We start from the raw sequence: 19,568 nt of genomic DNA, 5'->3' as shown, positions 1-19,568 counted from the left end.
GATCTTATCCAGTAACGGTAAATGATATTAATGATGAAATTTGAGCAACAAATAAAAAGAATTAAGGAGTATAGATAAATGACAGAATATAAAAGTTTGTATATTAATAAAACTTGAAATGAAATAACAACATCTTTTGAATGAGCTAATTGTCAGCCTGTTAATTGTCGTATTTCACATCATAAAAATCATTATGATTTGCAATGTTTAGAATGAGCCAAAATGTACTTAAATTTATTTAAAGACAAGTGAGATGTTATTGCTTCTTATATGCAATATTATAAAATTAATGATATTTTAGATTTAGCATCAGATGGATGAAAAATATTACAAATTGACAAAAAAACAAAACAAATAAATTAAAATATATTATTGCAATTGACCCTGCTGGAATTGGACAAACTGGTATTATTATTTATAATGTTTTTCAAAAGAAAATAATTAATAATATTACTTTTAATTCTAAAAATGAAGAAGAAGCAATAAATAATATGTATTTAATATTAAATGAGTTTAAAAATAAAATTTGTTCTTATTTAAATAAAATTATTGTAATAATTGAAGATTATCAACTTCATAAGGGTTTAAAAATAAAAAATCCATTATCTACTCCTAAATTTATTGGTGGTTTAAAAGTTTTATGCAAATATCTATTTAATTTAAAATATATTTTACAATCACCAGTCATTAAGAAAAATTATATTTATAAAGGAAATATTAAAATGTCAGAGCACGAACACGATGCTTGAAAACATTTACAGTATTTTTTAGCAAAAGGAGTTGATAAAAATGGCACAATCAAAAAGTAATTTACCTAAAAAAGCAATAACTAATAAACCTAAAATAAAAAATAAAAAAATTAATAAGTTAGAATTAACTGTTAGATTACATGAAAATCCGATTAAAACTAAAATTAAGGCACTGGTTGCTGGTGGTGTTGAAGTTGATGCTTGTTCGGCTAAATGTCAATGAGACGGATTAAATTATTCAACATTATCAATATATAACCCATCTATTTTAACTGAGTTTTTAAAATTAAAAAAAGATGATGAGATAAAAATTAAAGGCTCAGTATTTAATCAGTTAAATATAAAAACTAAACGCTATTTTTTATCTTTTAGAGTAGATAGTTTTGAAATTATACAAAAAGCGATTAGAAAAAGAACAAATACAAATATTAAAAAATAGGAGGAAAAAACAATGGCATTAAAAAATGTAAAATATGTTCTTATTGATGAAAATAATGAACCTATTAAAAATGAAGATGGTAGTTTAGATATTAAAACTGCTGAAATTATTTTAGAAAATACTGCTGAAGTTGAAGAATTTAATGCAAGTAATTTAGAAAATAATAATCAGCAAATCAACGAACTACAAACAAAAAATACTGAATTAAATTCACAAATTGAACAACAAACAATTCAATTAAAACAAATTGAAGTAATTGACTTTATTAATTCTTTAACTGATAATGAAGAATTTAAAAATGTTTTATTAAAGTCTTATGATATTAACACAGACAATGTATTTAATAAATAGAAAGAAGGAAGTAAATTATGGCACAAAACCCACAAAGAATTTTCGGAGATATTGCTAATCAAGCAACACAAAGAGACCGAGAAACATTTGAACAATGATATTTACAAACTTATCAACAAAAATTTAGTTGAGAAGCATTATTTGCGTGAAAAGAAGCCAATAAGTTTGGTTTAACATATAAAAGAAAGAAAAATATTAAATATAATGAAGGTTTGGGAGCAAACGGTCAAGTATTTAATACTGATGATAACCTACTAAAATATTCAACAGTGGAATTTGAAGATGGAATTGTTGAATTAGATACAATTTTAACTTTTGCTCGTAAATTAGACCCCGTAGAAAGTGATTTTAATCCTAATCTTTGGGCTGCTGATATTGAGCAAGCAATGGATACTGAGGTTGCTTATAAACGCAATAAAATTTTAGAAATTATTAATAAAGGAACAGTTACAACTATTCAAGGGCAAAAAGCAGATGATACTAATGCTTTACAAATTCACGATGAAATTATGGATAAAATATATGAAAATGGCTTTACCCCATCAGAAACAGTTGTATTGGGTTCGGCTGATTTTATTCGTGAAATTCGCAATAAATTACAATTACAACTTGGAGCAAACGACCAAATAAATAGCGTAATTGCAACAAGTGGAGCAATGAAAACTGTTGAAGGAACAACATATTATATGGTTCCAAAAAAATTACCAATTATTAATAAAGATGGTTCAGAAGGAACAATTGAATTATTACCAAATGGAGTTAATGCAATTGCCTTTAAATTTAGCAAAAAATATGACCCCCTTATTTTACGCAAAAAAGACCATACTCCGTTAAGAGTTGGTGCTGCTGCGTTAGGTATTGGAATGGGTAATACTTTGATTATGGAAAGAGTTTTATATTTAGGCGGAGCAGTAGTTGAACCCAAAGGAATTATTAAACATATTGTTGCAAAAATTGATATTAGTAAAATTAATAAACTAGATAAACCAAATATTCATGTTACAGACCCAGCAACAGCAACAGCCGAACAGTTAAAACCACAATTTAAAGATGTTGTTTTAAAAGCGGTAAAAGCCGTAAATAGTTCTTTAACTGAAAGTGATTTTGATTACTTTATTGAAAGTAAAGGTGAAGATTGACCAATTAATATTACAAATGATAAAACAGTTGCAGTTCAAATTGAAGGTAAAAACAACGCTACTGGTCAAACAAATTCGATTGATGTTAAAATTAAAAATTCTTAATAGTACTAAAAAATAGTACTTTTTAGTTTGATAGATATGCCAATTGGAACATCTAAAACAGCCCTTATTTATGCTGTTAAAAAAAAATCCAACTAGATTGTCAATCCAACAACAAGAAAAAAGTTTTGGTTTACAGTTATTAGAATTTTTAGGAATTCAAGTTTTAGCCCTTGGTTTATCAGTTTTAACTGGTGGTGTAGCATCTGCTGTTGGTCTTGGTGTGGGATTATCTAATTTTGCCGCAGCATTTATCTCGTTTGGAGTAGAAACAGCAACCGATTTTGCTGTAAATCAAATATACGATAAATTAACATCAGAAGTAACAGCAAAAAGTACTGCCTTAAATTTGTTACCAGCAATTGGTGGTATTGGAAAATTAACGCGTGCTGCTCGCACAACTAGAATTTTAAAATTAGCAAAAGAAACTAAACTACTTGAAAAATTAGGTGTAATAACTGCTAATAATTTAGAAGATGTTGTAAGGCAAGTTACAGGTAAAAAAATTTTATCTGATAAATTAATATTTGATTTTACAAAGCAGGCCAATAATGAAACTTTATTATATACAATTGGTAAATTAGCCCGAAATGATTTTTATAAAGGTTTTAAAGTTTCTAATTTAGAAACAATTAATAATTTATTAAAAATTGAGAAAAATATTCAAAAAATAAGTCCTAAATTAGTTCAAAAAATACCACGCGTAAATGAAAAAAATGCTAATAAATGATTGTCTGAATATGGATTAAATATTGATAAAATAAGCAAAATTAATACTAATGAGTGATATAACATTATGACTAATCTTCATAAAAAAGGTGTTGGTAAAAATCTACTATTAAATGCTAATTTAATGCGGGGCAGTAAAATATATAATAATAAATTATTAAATATTTTGCATCAAACACCAATTAAATTAAATAAAATTTTAAATCATTTAAACCCAAATTTTTATATTCAAAAAGTAACTAAAAAATTATTAGCCCCAATTGAAAAACAAATAATTACAATTAAACAAAAAGTAATTAATAAAATTACTGATAAAACTAAAAAAATATTGTCTAAATTTGAAACTAAAGCTATTAAAAAAGGCCAATTATTACCCTTTGCTTATGGTTCTGATGTTTTTTTAGCAGTAAAAATTGTTCCATTATCAGTTGCGGGCGAAGTTGTTTTAACAATATATTATAAAAATCCTAAATATGCCCCTATTGTCGTTATGACAACTTTAATCAAAGCAGAACAGTTTGTTTTGGCTCCTGAACCGTTTAAATTTTATATGAACAGTGAGTGGTTTATTGGTTGGGGATTTAAAAAAACAAGTTTGTTTAATTTAGTTTCTTTTGCCCCGCTTGCTTATCAGCAAGTAGTAAAATATAGTTTTAAAATATATCGGACAATTGCTAAGATATTAAAAATGCAAGAAAAATTTAAAAATAACTTTAATAAAGATAAATTGTTAAATATGCTAGAAGATAGTGCGGTTACTAGTTTATTGGGTAATGGACTAGTATTTCAAGCATACAAACAACTTAGAACAAAACAAGATTTAAACAAAACAATTAAAACAAAAACACTATTAAATAGTAAAAAGTTTATTTTAAATAAAATATATTCTAAAAAAAGTAAATGATAAGGAGATGATTAAATGTTAAATGAATTATGACAAAATGTTACTTTGGAAAATTATAATAATTTTATTCCAATGACAGGTAAAATTACACAAGTTCCAGTTCGTTATAATAAGTTCTTTAAAGGTGATGTAGAATTATGATTTAAAACTTTTGCTTTAAGAGCCCAAAATATGATTAATTCCTATTTGAATTATCCATTTTCAAAATTAAAGTTTGAAACATTTAAAGACCCATTATTAAAGAAAATTTGTATTAATATGGTGTTTATTACGATTGAACATTGAACATTTAACCGTATTCCAATTGAGTTTTTTACTTCGGCAAATATGAGTGTTGGTGATATTAATTATTCTTCACAAAATGACCCTATGGCAACATGACAAGGTTTATTGCCTACCTATGCAAAATCATTGGCTAATTTAACAACTTTAAAGAAAATGTTTCGTACTTTTCAAGAAGAAGGTATTGATTTAACAATGATAGATTTAGAAGCATATTATACACAATTAGAAGTTGATGCTTTAATAGAGAAAGAAAAAACTAAGATTGACAATAAAACTATTGTTAAAAATAACAATAATGAAATAAATGTCCCCTTTGATAATGATACTATTTTTTATGATAAAACTAATAAAGTTTGAAAATCTAATACTAGCGATATTATTAATTCAGAGTCTATAATGAAAATATTAAATCCTAATGATTTTGCTATTACTAAAGGTGGTAATAATAAAGGCAAAATATCTGTAACAAATGGTTATAATGATGAATTAGCAATTGATGACCCAACTAGTGGTGGTGAATTTGTTAATTATATGAGAACACGACAAATTGAAATTAAATTAATACCTACTGAAAGTGGCAAAGCTAATGCTTCATTTAATCAAAAAACAGGTGAATTAGAAATTTGAGACCCAGCATTTAAAAATAATGATATAACTGCTAACTTTGAAATTATTAAAACAAGTATAACATCAGAATTAAAAATAACTGATGACACATTACCAACTACAAAATATATTAATGAACATTATCAAATTAAAAGTAGTGATTGAGAAATTGTAGATATTACTGATTGAACTCCTAATGTTAGTGAATATCAAATAAAAGATTGAGATAAAAATAAATATAAATATAAAGTATGAGTTGATAATCAATTTTTAAATAGTTTTTATTTATCAACTTATAAAGGATTTACAGGAAATATATCAAGTGGAATAACAACTACTGGTAATGAAAATCAAATTGCACAATTAAGAAATAATGGAAAAATTATAATATATTCAAAAAATGCTGCTGCTAAAATGACTAAATTATATATTGAAAGAAAAAAAGTAAGTTAGGAAGGAGATGTTTTTATGCCAAAAGTAGAAGTTAAAGATGTAATTATGTTTTTGAAAATCTTTGGAGTTTCATCATTGTTTTTTATTGCTGGAATTATTATTTGTTTTATAGGACCTACTAAATTAGGAATTGGTTGACCTGCATATGTAATTATTGGTGCAATGCTTAATGGTTTTGGGGTTGTTGTTTTAATTATTGAAACTATTAGATTTATCAAAACTCATAACAAACAACAAAAACAAGATAGTATTGAAGATGTTATTAAAAAAGAAGATACAAAATAAAGAGGATGTGAAATAGATGTGTGGAAATTGCATATGTCAAAATTGTAAAGATGAAAACAGAAGAATTAGAAAGAAAAAATATGCTTTTGAATTTTGTGAAGAACAAATAAAGAGAAATCCAAATCAAATTGGAATCAGAATAATAATGCGTATGATAGAAGATAACTTTTAAAAAAACAAATAAAAAATAAGGGGGTGTGTTATAAATGGGATTGTTACCAGCAAAAAAGAAATTAAAAAAAGAATATGATATTGATAGTTATTATGTTAATTTAGCATCAACAATTACTAACCGTAAAAATGTTACTGTTCAAAAACATAATGAGATTTTAGAAAAAAGAATTTGTGAAGATAATGCTAATTTTTTAAATCCGCGTGATTTAGAAATTAGCATTTATAATCAACTTACTAATCAAAAAATAGATACTAAATTAATTAATAACTTTTTAAAAATGCAGGACTTTACTAATAAGAATTGATATAACGAATATAAAATTAATAAAAATGGTAAAGGTGCATATTTTATTTTTGCTAATAATTCAAAACTTAATTTTATTACTATTGATTTTTACAATGACCAATATGATGAATTAGGTAATTTAGTATCTTGTACTTTTGATTATGACCCTTATATTAAAAATGACCAGAGTGTTTTTATTACTGAAAAATTAGAAATTGATTATGTAACTAAACAAGTAAAAGTTATTAGAAAGTTAAAAACACGATTATACAGTACTATTACCGACTTATATATTGATGATGCTAAATGAAATAACTATACAACATTACAAAGAGAAGAAATATTACCACTTAATTTTATACCGATTGAAATTATTCCTAATAACCCTAATTTTGAACCTTCTGCCCGCTATGGTAAACAATTTGCTAGTATTTTAGATATTATTGCTGAAAAGATTATGTTAGACCCATTATTAAATAGTGGTAAATTTACCATTAATACTAATGGCGTGACTGGTGTTGTTGACCAAGAAATTAGTAAAATGTTGGCTTCATTTATTGAAAATGACTTGTTATTAGTTGAAGGAGACCCTGATAGTAATTTTCAACCAGTAGACTATATTGCTGGTAATTTTAAAGGTGAACAATTAACCAAAATATATGATTGATTATTAACTAATTATTATAAAATAAATCGCCATCATGTTCCTGCAATCGCTAAAGGAGCCCAACAAACTCAGGCTGAAGTTGCTGGTGTAAATATTCAAACAAACGCATCATACGAACAAATGATATACATTAGAGAAATTAAATTAACGGAATTTATTATTAAGTTAATTAAATATGATAATGCTGTTTTAAATAGTAGAACATTTAATATTAAAAATATTGATGATTTAATTGTTGATGTTCGCTTACCAGTAAATGCTACTTTAAACAGACAATTAAAAAACAACGAAACTATTATCAATATTCCTAATAAAGAAGGAGAACAAGAATAATGTTAAAACCATCAGAAAAAATGTTGGCACAATTAGCAGAAAATGATGAACCAATTGACTATTCAATTGATAGTATTCCGTTAGATTTTGCTAGTCAATCGCAGTACAGCGACCCTGATTTAGAACAATTGTTTACTGAAGACCGTGCAAGAACCTTATATATTTATAAAATTAATAATCTTGTTAAGACAAAGCAAAAACCAATCTTAAACTACTCTCAAAATAGCGTTAAAATAGGTTTTATTGACAAAGATGAATATATTAAAATAACGGGTTATGAAATTAGCGACTTTAATTTTAAATTACAAATTCAACAAAACACCACAATTCAAGATAATAGCACAAGTTATGTAATGATTGACGAAAAAGATATTTTAATCAAGGATATTTCAAAACAAGATAAAGAATTTTTAGAAACATTAGACTTAAAAATAGTGTCTATTAATGAACCAATTAGTGAAGAAAACAAAAATGAATGCTATATCATTGAAGAATATAAACGCCCTTATTCACCTGATGGTGTTGACATTATTAAATCTACGCATTTAGTTAAAATAACTGATTTTAAGTGAAAAAACCAAAATAGTATTCATTTAGTATTACAAAAATCATTACCCGAAGACACAGTATTTACTGGAATTGAAATTAAATATCCTAAATCAATGTTATTTGGCAATATTAAGTGTTGGGGCAATGTTAATGGTGTTTATTCTTATCCACAGTCAATTATTCAAAATGCTAATTTATTACCTTTACTATCTATGCCAATTGAAACAAATCCCAATTTAAGAATATTTCAGTATTGACTAGGATATAGTTTTTTGCCATTTGAAATAGCAAAAAATTTTTCTACCCCAAATGATTGTTTAATTTTGGTTAGTGTAGGAAACCACAATAAAAATCCAAGAAAACAAGTAATTAAAAATGCCAGAATTTTAGAATGTAATATTGTTGCATATTATAATCCTCCCGGGAAATATTCATACGATGTTAAAATACCTGGTAAAATGCCAGAAACACCGTCTATTTCATTACTTCCGCCAATATGACAAAATAATGCTTCTCGATATGGAGAACTACTAATTGAAATACAATCTTCTGAAGTATATGGAAAATTAGAAAAAGTATTAAGAGATATGTTAACATTTCGTTATAATTACGACAGAAAATTTCGCGGCGCTAAATATGATGAAAAAGGAAATCCAATAAATGAAAGTGCAAAAATAAAACAATTATTTGAAGGGGAAAAACCTGAAGATGTTATTGATGGTTTATTTGAAAATTGAAAATTTAAAAATCCTACTTATCTTAATGAAAAAGCGGTAAAAAGATTTAAACAAATTATTTATCTATTATCAAATTATGTATATAGTAATATGGCAGTTAATAAAGGTTATAATGATGATATTAAGTTATTTTCTCCCTATTATTTTGAATTACTTTCTGAACCAAAAATTAAAGAGGGAAAAGATGAAGAAGCATACTATGAGTTTCAAGATTGCATAGTACAATTAAAATCATCTTATTTTGATTTTTCTGATTTAAAAAATAAAAATTATTATGAAATGCAAAAAAGTAATATAAAAATTATAGATAATGATATTTCAGAAAACCATGTTTATCAATTAGAGTCAAATTTTTTTAATTGATTATCAATAACGAATGAATTAGAAACAAATAATATTCCTTCCCTTATTCCTGGTGAAATTAAACTATCAGATGGAGAATATGGGAAATATTTAACAAATTTAATTATTTCTGATGATAAAGTACAACAAACATTAGAAGCATTATATGGATATCATAAAAAAGGAACAGTATATTCAAAATCAGAATGATTAAATTTAATTAATAGTTTTGTTGAAAATAATATTAAAATTTATTTTTCACAAAATATTAGTATCTTAAATCAAATTGAAATATCGGGTATATGAGGTTATGGAAATTATGATATTATAATTTTTACAGAAAAAAAACAAATTAATATTAATAATTTAGAATTATTTAATAAAAACAATGAAAAATTATCGTTAGTTACAATAGAAATATAAAAAGTTATTTATTAAAATAACTTTTTTAATTTATAAAATAATTATCAAAATTTTTATATTTTCCCCAAAAATTAGAAATATCATATTTTTTATTCCATTCTTTTGAATAAATTTCATCTATTCCACCAGTATCATTAACTGAAAAATCTTGTAAATTCATTATATTTTTATAAGTTAAATAAAATAATGAATAAACAGGATTATAAACTTTATCAAGATTTCAATTATTAGGTTGGTTTGTACACCATAAAAATATAGTGTATTTATCATTATTTTTAAATATATCATTAGAATTATTTTCTTCATCTTTTATTGTATAGTTAATTAATGCTTGACCTATTTTTTGGTTTTTATTACAAAATGTAAGAGTTCTATCTCTTTCTAAAAATGAATTTTCAAATTTTGTTTTATTATTAGCAGCAGTAACAAAAACAATAGGCAAAGAAATACATAATCCTAACAATAAAATTGTTATTAACAAGATTGCTATTTTCTTTTTTGTTTCAGTTATGAAAAAACACCTTATTGATAAAATTAAATATTTCATACTATCCTTCCTTTACTCAAATTTATTGTTTGATAGAATCTGGGCTCGCGGTGATTTCCATAAGTTTTGCGAAAAATTACTTAAAGTTTAAAAAAACATTTGCCGCGCTTTTCAAAATACTTAGGAAAAATTCTAAGCGTTAAGCGAAGAATTCTATAAAGGTTCCCAAATTTGTTTGAAAGAATCTCAAAATCTTTTTTAACTTGTAAGTCATTTTATCACAAAAATTTAAGAAAATCAACCGCTCGCCCAATTCCTGCAAATAATTTTTATAGTCTTATTGATATAATTAAAGCATTTAAAGAAAGGAAGTATATTTAATTTTATCTATAAAAAAGGAAATAAAGTTAATGTTAAAATAACAAACATTACACCTTATGGTGCTTTTTGTAGAGCAGAAAAGGCTGATGGTTTAATTCATATTAGTGAGATTTCAGATTACTTTGTTAGAGATATTAGAGATTTTTTTGATGTTGGTGATGAAATTGAAGTTGAGATACTAGAATTTAATTCAGTTAGAAAACATCTTAAATTAAGTTATAAAAATTGTCATTCTGAACTATTGAAAAATGATGATAGTAATAAAATACAAGAAAAATCACCTAGTTTAGAAAAATCATTAAATACTAATTATTTAGTAAATAAAAAGTAAATAAAATTTATAAATTTTAGAAGGTTTTTAAAACCTTTTTTATATTCCCATTTTAAAACGATACGGATAAGAGCCATAAAACAAAGCATCATATGGGTCATGGTACATTTTACTATCGGGTGTGTTTGTTTTGGTATCACTAAATCTTAGTTCACTAATGCACTTATCTAAAAATGGGAAGTTATCTAATATGCCATATATTTTACCTTGAACAAACATTTTTCTTATTCAGGTTACGCGATTGATTATACCTGCTTCTTTATTAAGAGATGTCTGATGTTTTTTCGCTTTAAACATTTTAATTTTATAGCCTAAATAAGGGTAAATATCTTCTTGTAATTTTTGCATAAAGTCGTGGGCATTAATATCATAATTAAATGTTGCATATTCAAAACCATCAAATTTATCAAATGTATGAATTATTCATTGGCCGTAATGTTCAACTATTTCATTTAAATTCATTGTGTTTTTTGGGGTAACAACATTTTCTTCAATTAAATATTTATCATATTCATTATTTTCATTAATTTTATAACCACTAAATAAAAATACTGTATGGTCTTCACTACCATTAGCATAATCAACACCAATTGAATAACTATCAAATTGATACTGTTTTGTATTTGTATTATAAAAATCTTGTAAATTATACTCTTTAATATATTTACGATAATTTCGTAAAACATAAATACTGGGGTCATTATCATTATATTCAAAACCATAGTATTCAATTTCAAATAAATCAGGTCGCTCTTCTTTATTTGCTAAAACAAGTTTTTTAGTAATATCGGGTATTTTATTTCAAACAGCTCCCATTGTTAATCGTAAATTAAAAACACCTAAGCCTTTAAATACATGTTTGTTTTCTGAATATACTTGGTTATGTTCTTTTAAAATAGTTTTAATTCTTTCATTTAAGGGTAAAAATGGGGTTACAAATTTTTCATAAAAGACATGGTATTTATCAAAAGGATTAAAAGTAAATTGATTAGAATATGTTTTATGAAAATATGTTGTTACTGTTATGTATTGTTTTGTTATATTATCTCATTCTTGAAATGTTCAAGATAATTCTTTTACTGAAATAGGATTATCTAAATTATATTGTTCATTATCATTTTCATCAGTATATTTTTTGTAAGACACTTTTAAACTTTTTGAACGAAACATTGAAACTCTTAAATTATTATATCTTTTATCTAATTCTTTATCAGTTAAGATTTCTTTTTCTTCGGCATGTATCATTTCATCAGTTCATGCTGATATAATACCACTACCTTTACCAACTTTTCCCATAATTTTATTACCATTAGCATAACCAGCAAAAGCAATGCGAACACCACTAGGAAAAACAATCTCGCCGCCTTCTTTAACATTTTTAGGTCAAACAATGCCATTTTCATTGTCAGGTCCTATATCAATCCCATATTTATCGTATAGATAATTACATACATTAATTGTATCGCCAAATGTAGTATCTTCGTGGGTGTTAGCGTATCTTCGTAAAATATTAGATGAAGCATCAGTAAAATTACAAGCAAAAAATAATTTTTCTGCTAAATGATTTCATGTTTTATTAGTACCACGCCCCGCTGAGACAAACTTAAAAAAACTTGGCGAAGTAAAATATCGGGCATAACTATCACCAACAAAATCTTTAAATACTTCTCAATCAAAGCCAAAATTAAAGTCACTAAAATTTAAATCATATTTTTTATTTAAATATTCATAACTAGTAATTCGTTTTTTGTTATTAATTTTTGTAAAATCTTGCATTTTTAATTAGCCTCCTTTTTTGTTAAGATTATATGAAGTATTAAGTATCAATTAAGTATCATAATTTAAAATATTTTTTTTAATTAAGAAAGGAAATTATAAAATGGAATTAAAAAATAATTTATTAGGAAATTATAAAGAAAATAAAAGAATAGAAACAAACAATGAAACTAAAAATTTCTTAATTGAAAGAGATAATGAGATATTTAAATTATATCAACAAGGAAAAATATTACAAGGATATAAGGTTGTATCAAAAATACCAAAAACAATTAGAACAGAAGATGGAGATATACCTTTAAAAAGACGAAGATATGTTAAATATGATGAAGAAAAAAATGAATATATAAATCGCTATCCTTTGGATGAAGAATTAGGTTTAAAAAAATACCAAAGAAATGAACAAAATTTAATAAATAAAATTACTTCATTTATGGGTGATGGAAAAAGATATAAAGATATTTTAGATACTGTCGAAAACGCTAATATTAGTGAAAGAACAATATCTAATATTTTTAAAAATGCAGATTTAGAAGAAACCGATTACATTAGTAATAAAAATAACAATAAAATTAAAATTCCAAATAATGTTTTATATATTCAAATTGATGGGGCTTTTAAACCTATGTGAGAAAATAAAAAAAGAGTTGAAAATAAAATATTTGCTTCAACTATGCATGTTGGTGTTGATGAAGAAAAATCAACAAAAAACAGAAAAAAAATGAAAAAGAAAAAAGGCATTTTTCAAATGATGAATAAAAATCATAAGAATAAAAATGATAAATCTAATATTGATAATTTTATTGATAAAATTTTTAAATCAATGGATACTTATGATATTAATGAAAATACTAAAATATTAATATTAAGTGATGGTGAAAAACAAATTAAAAAAATTTACAAAGCAATAAAAGCAAAATATAAAAATAATACTGTATCATATAGTTTAGATAGATTTCATTTAGTAAAAAGATTTAAAGAATTATTTCCAAATCGTAAGAAAAACCAAATTCATAGATTAAAATATAAATTAGCAAAAATATATTTTTTTACTGGAAATTATGAAGCATTATTAGATTTTTTAATGTGTCATTTGCCCTATGTTATTGATAATAAAAAGAAAATTTTATTAGAAACTATTGAATTAATTAAAAATAATAAAGAAGGTATTGAAAATCAAACATTAGAATATAATATTGGTTGTCACATGGAAGGAGATATATCACACTATATTAAGGCTGTTAAAGGGCGGGGTGCAAAAATATATTGTAAAGAAACATTTATTAATATGTTAATTTCTTCTATGTTAAGACTTAATAATCAAATTAATGATGAGAAAGTTGATAAAACTAATAAAAATAAAGAAAAAATTGAATTTAATATATTTAATTTAAATCAATCTCAAAATCAATTTTTATCTTTATAAAAAAATAAAAACCTTTTAAAATTAGTAATAACTTTAAAAAGTATTTTTTAGTGTGTCAAAATTCATAATTTTATAAATTATTTTTTTAAATAAAAATTATATTTTTAAAAAAAGTTGAATTTTTTATAAATTTTGTTATCATTTAGTCATAAGCGAAACTTAATTTGTTTCTAATTACTTAATTTATTAAAAACCTCAAAATAATGTATACTACCAATTTCTCTGATATTTATCATTTGTTCATACGAAGCGTTTGTTTGAATATTAACACCAGCAACTTCCGCTTGTGTTTGTTGAGCCCCCTTAGCGATTGCGGGAACATGGTGGCGATTTATTTTATAGTAATTAGTTAATAATCAATCATATATTTTGGTTAATTGTTCACCTTTAAAATTACCAGCAATATAGTCTACTGGTTGAAAATTACTATCGGGGTTTCCTTCAACTAATAACAAGTCATTTTCAATAAACGAAGCTAACATTTTACTAATTTCTTGGTCAACAACACCAGTAACTCCATTAGTATTAATGGTAAATTTACCACTATTTAATAATGGGTCTAACATAATCTTTTCCGCAATAATATCTAAAATACTAGCAAATTGTTTACCATAACGAGCAGAAGGTTCAAAATTAGGGTTATTAGGAATAATTTCAATCGGAATAAAATTAAGTGGCAATATTTCCTCTCTTTGTAATGTTGTATAGTTATTTCATTTAGTATCATCAATATATAAGTCGGTAATAGTACTGTATAATCGTGTTTTTAACTTTCTAATAACTTTTACTTGTTTAGTTACATAATTAATTTCTAATTTTTCAGTAATAAAAACACTCTGGTCATTTTTAAGATAAGGGTCATAATCAAAAGTACACGAAACTAAATTACCTAATTCGTCATATTGGTCATTGTAAAAATCAATAGTAATAAAATTAAGTTTTGAATTATTAGCAAAAATAAAATATGCACCTTTACCATTCTTATTAATTTTATATTCGTTATATCAATTCTTATTAGTAAAGTCTTGCATTTTTAAAAAGTTATTAATTAATTTAGTATCTATCTGTTTATTATTAATTGGATTATAAATGCTAATTTCTAAATCACGTGGATTTAAAAAATTAGCATTATCTTCACAAATTATTTTTTCTAAAATTTCATTATGTTTTTGAACAGTAACATTTTTACGATTAGTAATCGTTGATGCTAAATTAAGATAATAACTATCAATATCATATTCTTTTTTTAATTTCTTTTTTTGCTGGTAACAATCCCATTTATATCACCTCTTTATTTCGTATCTTCTTTTTTAATAACATCTTCAATACTATCTTGTTTTTGTTGTTTGTTATGAGTTTTGATAAATCTAATAGTTTCAATAATTAAAACTATAATTCCTGCTCCAATAAGCATTGCTGAAACAATAACATATGCTGGTCAAGAAATACCCAATGTTTTTTCTCCGATAAAACAAATAATAATTCCGGCAATAAAAAACAATGATGAAACTCCAAAGATTTTCAAAAACATAATCATATCTTTAAAAGTTACTTTTGGCATAATACCATCTCATTCCTAACTTACTTTTTTTCTTTCAATATACAATCCTTTAATTTCAACACTATTTGATATTGATGATAATTTAAACTCACCGTTGGAAAATAATTGAATGGTAATTCAACGACTTGGATTATTTCCATATGATATTCCACTTGCTAATTGACCTTTAAAGTTTATATGCGTAATTATATATAGTTCTATCTCAAGCGTTGTATAATACCATAAACGATAATAATATTCTGACTTATTAAAATTTTTAATTTTATATCCTTTAGAATCTTGAACAAAATCACTAGTATCAACAACTTTTCAATCATTTGATATTTTAGGTAAATCTTTTTTCTGTAAATAAAATTTATCTAAATATTTAGTAGTACCAAATGTATCATCAGTACTTTCAATTCCCGCAACTGTACTATCAATAATCATATAATCAGCAGTATTTTTACCACCTTCAAAACTAGGGTCTCAAATTCTTAATTCCCCATTTTCAGCATTAAAATCAGCATTAACACGACCACTACTATTAGGTAATAAAGTTATTTTATTTTGTTTTAAATCTGAAACCATTAATTCATCAGCAGTATTTTTAATAATTGTTTTATTATCAATTTTAATATCACTACCACCACTTTGTTTTGCTTTTCAGACACCATTTTTTTCATAAATAGTATCACATTATCAAAGGGAACATTTATTTCATTATTGTTATTTTTAACAATAGTTTTATTGTCAATCTTAGTTTTTTCTTTTTCTATTAAAGCATCAACTTCTAATTGAGTATAATATGCTTCTAAATCAATCATTGTTAAATCAATACCTTCTTCTTGAAAAGTACGAAACATTTTCTTTAAAGTTGTTAAATTAGCCAATGATTTTGCATAGGTAGGCATAGACCTTGTCAAGTAATCATAGGGTCATTTTGCGATGAATAATTAATATCACCAACACTCATATTTGCCGAAGTAAAAAATTCAATTGGAATGCGGTTAAATGTTCAATGCTCAATCGTAATAAACACCATATTAATACAAATTTTCTTTAATAATGGATCTTTAAATGTTTCAAACTTTAGTTTTGAAAATGGATAGTTTAAGTAAGAACTAATCATATTTTGGGCTCTTAAAGCAAATGTTTTAAATCATAATTCTACATCACCTTTAAAAAACTTATTATAACGAACTGGAACTTGTGTAATTTTACCTGTCATTGGAATAAAATTATTATAATTTTCCAAAGTAACATTTTGTCATAATTCATTTAACATTTAATCATCTCCTTATCATTTACTTTTTTTAGAATATATTTTCTTTAATATAAATTTTTTACTATTTAGTAATGTTTTTGTTTTAATTGTTTTGTTTAAATCTTGTTTTGTTCTGAGTTGTTTATATGCTTGAAATACTAGTCCATTACCTAACAAACTAATAACCGCGCTATCTTCTAGCGTATTTAACAATTTATATTTATTAAAGTTATTTTTAAACTGTTCTTTCATTTTTTCATCAAATATTTTCCTTTCTGTAAAAAAACATAATATTCCTTTATTGGTTAATATTTTGATATGGAGTTCCAATCCTCTTGTTTTTTTAGTGTCCGATATTGTTTTTTTTGGTTTAACAACACTCTTTTTATGAAAACAAGCCAAAAAACACATGCTCTGACATTTCGCAAGTGATTAATCTTGCCGAGAATTAAAAAAATAAATAGGAGTAGTAAATCCAATCGCTTTCACACTTTCTTTAAGGCTTCGTGCCATAGATGAGTTATCCATCTTTAAGCATCAAAAAATATTAAGTTTTAAAGATTGAATTTTGGATTAATCGTTAGATAGTATCTTTATTTTTTTTATCTCATTATCTTTTTTAATTCTTTGTTTATTAAATATATTTTTTAGTAATTATATTTAACAATTAACTAACAACTAAACAAAACAATTATTCAAAATTTTTTAAGAAAAGAAAGGATGGATTTTTCTGAAAAAACATATTTTATTAAGTGTAAAAGATACTATCTAACGATTAATCCAATAAATATAAGTATTTTTTACAAAATAAAAAGCACTTTATTCTTTTTCAATAAAGTGCTACATTTGCATTTACAATTTACACATTTAAATAAAAAAAGTAAATTGATTTACTTTTTAAATAAAATATGTAATTTTTAAATATTTAATATCAATAGATCCATCTTTATTTTTAATTTGTTGTTCTTTAATTTGAAAATTACTATTTTTAATATTACAAATATTACATTTAAAATACATTAAAAATTTCAATTTCCTTTTTTTTGCAGAACAATCTTCATCAACTCAATGTGGTGTATATTCAACACGATGAGTTGATCCACAAGTACATTTTTGTCTTGCAAAACCTCTTTTTAAATTTCCATTTTCTTTTGAATATTCTAAATCATATTTTCCAAACGGTCTTCCTACAGGTTGATGATTTGGACATCTTCATTCTTTTTTGGATATGTAGTATGTCTAGCCATATTAATTTAATTCCTTTTCTATTTTTAAATAATCATTTTTTAAAGCTTCTTCAATTGAATTATAAAATTCTTTATTATTTTCAATTCAGTTTTCATTACTTTTTTTAATACATGATTGACATTTATCATCAAAATAAATTGTTCCTATACTTTTAAAAGTACTTTTACTATCATTTTTTTTATTACAAACCTATACATTTATTTTGTATTTTCATTTTTATTCCAACCTTTCTTTTAATATGTCAAGTATATTTATTAAAAAAATAAAAAAAAAAAAAAGACTTTTGCAAGTCTATATTTTTGTAATTTTCTAAAACAGGTTAAGAGTAGGAAAATTCTGCCTTTTTATATTTACAATATTATCTTATCATCATTAAATTTAATGTCAATAATTTACTTTTATTTTTTTTATTGTATTATGTAAATATTTTAAGAAAGGTTAGGAAAAAATGAAAAAGTTTAAACATTTAAGTTTTATTGAAAGATGTAATTTAAAAGAAGCGTTAGAATCTGATATTTTTAAGAAAAAAAATGGCACTCTTAATATATCAAAAATAGCAAGATATATGGGTCGTAGTAAAAGTACTATTAAATATCACTTAAAACATTATAAACATATTAAACGATATCATCCTATGCAAGAACATAAACGATATTTAGAAAATCGTAAAAATTGTAAAAAGAAAACTACTTTAACTTTTAAACAATTATTATGATTAGATGAAAAATTTAATAAATTTCATTATACACCCCTAAACAAATATGTAAATTATATGAAATTGAATTTAATGATAAATTCCCTATGTGTTTTAAAACACTTTATAAATATATTTATTTAGGTTTATTTGGTTTAAATAAACGTAATTTGTATTTTCATAGTAAAAAAAGATACATAAAGGGAAAAAATATAAACGTGGTAATTTAAGCAATGATTTTAAAACTATTAAACAAGCAAAACATGAAAAAGGTACTTTTGGTTGATTTCAAATGGATACTATTGTTGGTAAAGATAAGAAATCACCATGTTTAACATTAACAGAAGAATTAACTAAATTTACCTTTTTAAAAAAATTAAAAGAAAAAAAATCAACAGAAGTATTAGAAACTTTAAAACAAATTTTTAAAAATAAACTTTTAAAAAAACATTTAAAGGGAATTATAACTGATCAAGGAAAAGAATTTTGAAATTGAAAAGATATTGAAAAACATCTTAAAACAAATGTATATTTTTGTGATCCTGGTAAACCAAAACAAAAAGCATTAGTAGAACGAATAAATAGAGATATAAGGCGAGAATTACCAAAAAGTACTGATTTTAGAATTATTAAACAAGATAAAATAGATTGAATAATTAATACAATTAATGATAAGATAAGACCTTGTTTAAATTGAGAAACACCAACACAGTTATTTAATAAATATATTAAATAAATTTATTAAATAAAAAAACTTAATAAATTATTTTTTAGTGTGCCTAAATATACTAATTTTAAATAAATTAAAAAAATAATTTAAAAATACTTGCAAACTTATTTTTAAGTGCTATTATTTTAATTAATA

General features: G+C 23.9%; 21 protein-coding genes and 2 pseudogenes. 14 read left to right on the top strand and 9 right to left on the bottom strand.

What is annotated here, in order from left to right; translation table 4 throughout:
* Window positions 1-78 precede the first annotated feature (78 nt).
* The 10 genes from ABNT63_RS04770 to ABNT63_RS04725 all read left to right on the top strand — a co-directional run bounded on the left by ABNT63_RS04770 (window position 79) and on the right by ABNT63_RS04725 (window position 9,553).
* Window positions 79-363, top strand: coding sequence for a hypothetical protein (locus ABNT63_RS04770; RefSeq protein WP_348736885.1), 285 nt, complete (start codon window positions 79-81; stop codon window positions 361-363).
* The gene (locus ABNT63_RS04765) at window positions 318-809 is read left to right on the top strand and encodes a hypothetical protein (RefSeq protein WP_348736883.1); all 492 of its coding nucleotides are present in this window, start codon (window positions 318-320) and stop codon (window positions 807-809) included. Before ABNT63_RS04770 ends, ABNT63_RS04765 begins: the two co-directional genes overlap by 46 nt.
* Window positions 790-1,188: a hypothetical protein gene (locus ABNT63_RS04760; protein WP_348736881.1), complete on the top strand. Its 399-nt coding sequence runs from the start codon at window positions 790-792 to the stop codon at window positions 1,186-1,188. Before ABNT63_RS04765 ends, ABNT63_RS04760 begins: the two co-directional genes overlap by 20 nt.
* A gap of 12 nt (window positions 1,189-1,200) precedes the next feature.
* Complete coding sequence (locus tag ABNT63_RS04755) at window positions 1,201-1,539, top strand: hypothetical protein (protein WP_348736879.1); 339 nt, start codon at window positions 1,201-1,203, stop codon at window positions 1,537-1,539.
* Between the two features lie 17 nt (window positions 1,540-1,556).
* Window positions 1,557-2,783, top strand: coding sequence for a hypothetical protein (locus tag ABNT63_RS04750; protein WP_348736877.1), 1,227 nt, complete (start codon window positions 1,557-1,559; stop codon window positions 2,781-2,783).
* A 70-nt stretch (window positions 2,784-2,853) separates the two neighbouring features.
* Window positions 2,854-4,416 carry a hypothetical protein gene (locus ABNT63_RS04745; protein WP_348736875.1) on the top strand — a complete coding sequence of 521 codons (1,563 nt, stop codon included), beginning with the start codon at window positions 2,854-2,856 and terminating at the stop codon, window positions 4,414-4,416.
* Between the two features lie 12 nt (window positions 4,417-4,428).
* Complete coding sequence (locus tag ABNT63_RS04740; protein WP_348736873.1) at window positions 4,429-5,757, top strand: hypothetical protein; 1,329 nt, start codon at window positions 4,429-4,431, stop codon at window positions 5,755-5,757.
* A gap of 15 nt (window positions 5,758-5,772) precedes the next feature.
* Window positions 5,773-6,042: a hypothetical protein gene (locus ABNT63_RS04735; protein WP_040092761.1), complete on the top strand. Its 270-nt coding sequence runs from the start codon at window positions 5,773-5,775 to the stop codon at window positions 6,040-6,042.
* Between the two features lie 206 nt (window positions 6,043-6,248).
* Window positions 6,249-7,502 (top strand): hypothetical protein, encoded by a 1,254-nt coding sequence (locus tag ABNT63_RS04730; RefSeq protein WP_348736871.1) that lies wholly within the window; start codon window positions 6,249-6,251, stop codon window positions 7,500-7,502.
* A complete protein-coding gene (locus tag ABNT63_RS04725; protein ID WP_348736869.1) occupies window positions 7,502-9,553 on the top strand; it encodes a hypothetical protein in 2,052 nt (683 codons plus the stop codon). Before ABNT63_RS04730 ends, ABNT63_RS04725 begins: the two co-directional genes overlap by 1 nt.
* Before the next feature lie 25 nt (window positions 9,554-9,578).
* On the opposite strand, the gene ABNT63_RS04720 is transcribed toward ABNT63_RS04725, so the two are convergent.
* Entirely contained in the window at window positions 9,579-10,100 is a 522-nt protein-coding gene (locus ABNT63_RS04720) for a hypothetical protein (RefSeq protein WP_348736868.1), read from the bottom strand.
* 289 nt (window positions 10,101-10,389) lie between these two features.
* Here ABNT63_RS04720 and ABNT63_RS04715 point away from each other — a divergent pair.
* Window positions 10,390-10,584: pseudogene (locus ABNT63_RS04715) on the top strand (S1 RNA-binding domain-containing protein); the annotation flags it as partial.
* Window positions 10,585-10,791: 207 nt separating this feature from the next.
* On the opposite strand, the gene ABNT63_RS04710 reads toward ABNT63_RS04715, so the two are convergent.
* Complete coding sequence (locus ABNT63_RS04710) at window positions 10,792-12,528, bottom strand: hypothetical protein (RefSeq protein WP_348736866.1); 1,737 nt, start codon at window positions 12,526-12,528, stop codon at window positions 10,792-10,794.
* Between the two features lie 103 nt (window positions 12,529-12,631).
* Between ABNT63_RS04710 and ABNT63_RS04705 the strand changes: the two genes are divergently transcribed.
* The gene (locus ABNT63_RS04705) at window positions 12,632-13,954 is read left to right on the top strand and encodes an Mbov_0401 family ICE element transposase-like protein (RefSeq protein ID WP_348736864.1); all 1,323 of its coding nucleotides are present in this window, start codon (window positions 12,632-12,634) and stop codon (window positions 13,952-13,954) included.
* Window positions 13,955-14,124: 170 nt separating this feature from the next.
* On the opposite strand, the gene ABNT63_RS04700 is transcribed toward ABNT63_RS04705, so the two are convergent.
* The gene (locus ABNT63_RS04700; protein WP_348736862.1) at window positions 14,125-14,985 is read right to left on the bottom strand and encodes a hypothetical protein; all 861 of its coding nucleotides are present in this window, start codon (window positions 14,983-14,985) and stop codon (window positions 14,125-14,127) included.
* Window positions 14,986-15,043: 58 nt separating this feature from the next.
* On the opposite strand from ABNT63_RS04700, the gene ABNT63_RS04695 reads away from it, so the two are divergent.
* A complete protein-coding gene (locus tag ABNT63_RS04695) occupies window positions 15,044-15,175 on the top strand; it encodes a hypothetical protein (RefSeq protein ID WP_348736860.1) in 132 nt (43 codons plus the stop codon).
* Window positions 15,176-15,245: 70 nt separating this feature from the next.
* Here ABNT63_RS04695 and ABNT63_RS04690 read toward each other — a convergent pair whose 3' ends face one another.
* The 6 genes from ABNT63_RS04690 to ABNT63_RS04665 form a co-directional block, all read right to left on the bottom strand.
* Window positions 15,246-15,515, bottom strand: a complete 270-nt coding sequence (locus tag ABNT63_RS04690; protein WP_348736858.1) for a hypothetical protein — start codon at window positions 15,513-15,515, stop codon at window positions 15,246-15,248.
* Window positions 15,516-15,530: 15 nt separating this feature from the next.
* Window positions 15,531-16,085 (bottom strand): hypothetical protein, encoded by a 555-nt coding sequence (locus tag ABNT63_RS04685; protein WP_348736857.1) that lies wholly within the window; start codon window positions 16,083-16,085, stop codon window positions 15,531-15,533.
* Window positions 16,085-16,387, bottom strand: a complete 303-nt coding sequence (locus ABNT63_RS04680) for a hypothetical protein (protein ID WP_348736855.1) — start codon at window positions 16,385-16,387, stop codon at window positions 16,085-16,087. The genes ABNT63_RS04685 and ABNT63_RS04680 overlap by 1 nt, the downstream gene beginning before the upstream one ends.
* Window positions 16,375-16,782 (bottom strand): hypothetical protein, encoded by a 408-nt coding sequence (locus ABNT63_RS04675; RefSeq protein ID WP_348736853.1) that lies wholly within the window; start codon window positions 16,780-16,782, stop codon window positions 16,375-16,377. Before ABNT63_RS04675 ends, ABNT63_RS04680 begins: the two co-directional genes overlap by 13 nt.
* Before the next feature lie 12 nt (window positions 16,783-16,794).
* Window positions 16,795-17,013 carry a hypothetical protein gene (locus ABNT63_RS04670; RefSeq protein ID WP_348736851.1) on the bottom strand — a complete coding sequence of 73 codons (219 nt, stop codon included), beginning with the start codon at window positions 17,011-17,013 and terminating at the stop codon, window positions 16,795-16,797.
* A 645-nt stretch (window positions 17,014-17,658) separates the two neighbouring features.
* Window positions 17,659-17,793, bottom strand: coding sequence for a hypothetical protein (locus tag ABNT63_RS04665; protein ID WP_348736850.1), 135 nt, complete (start codon window positions 17,791-17,793; stop codon window positions 17,659-17,661).
* A 664-nt stretch (window positions 17,794-18,457) separates the two neighbouring features.
* Here ABNT63_RS04665 and ABNT63_RS11370 point away from each other — a divergent pair.
* Window positions 18,458-19,439: pseudogene (locus ABNT63_RS11370) on the top strand (IS30 family transposase).
* Window positions 19,440-19,568 lie beyond the last annotated feature (129 nt).

It is taken from the genome of Spiroplasma endosymbiont of Ammophila pubescens, assembly GCF_964020965.1.
In the GTDB taxonomy this organism is placed as follows: domain Bacteria; phylum Bacillota_I; class Bacilli_A; order Mycoplasmatales; family Mycoplasmataceae; genus Spiroplasma.
Note: the sequence above shows the minus strand (reverse complement) of the source record. Positions and strands in the feature narration are given on the sequence as shown.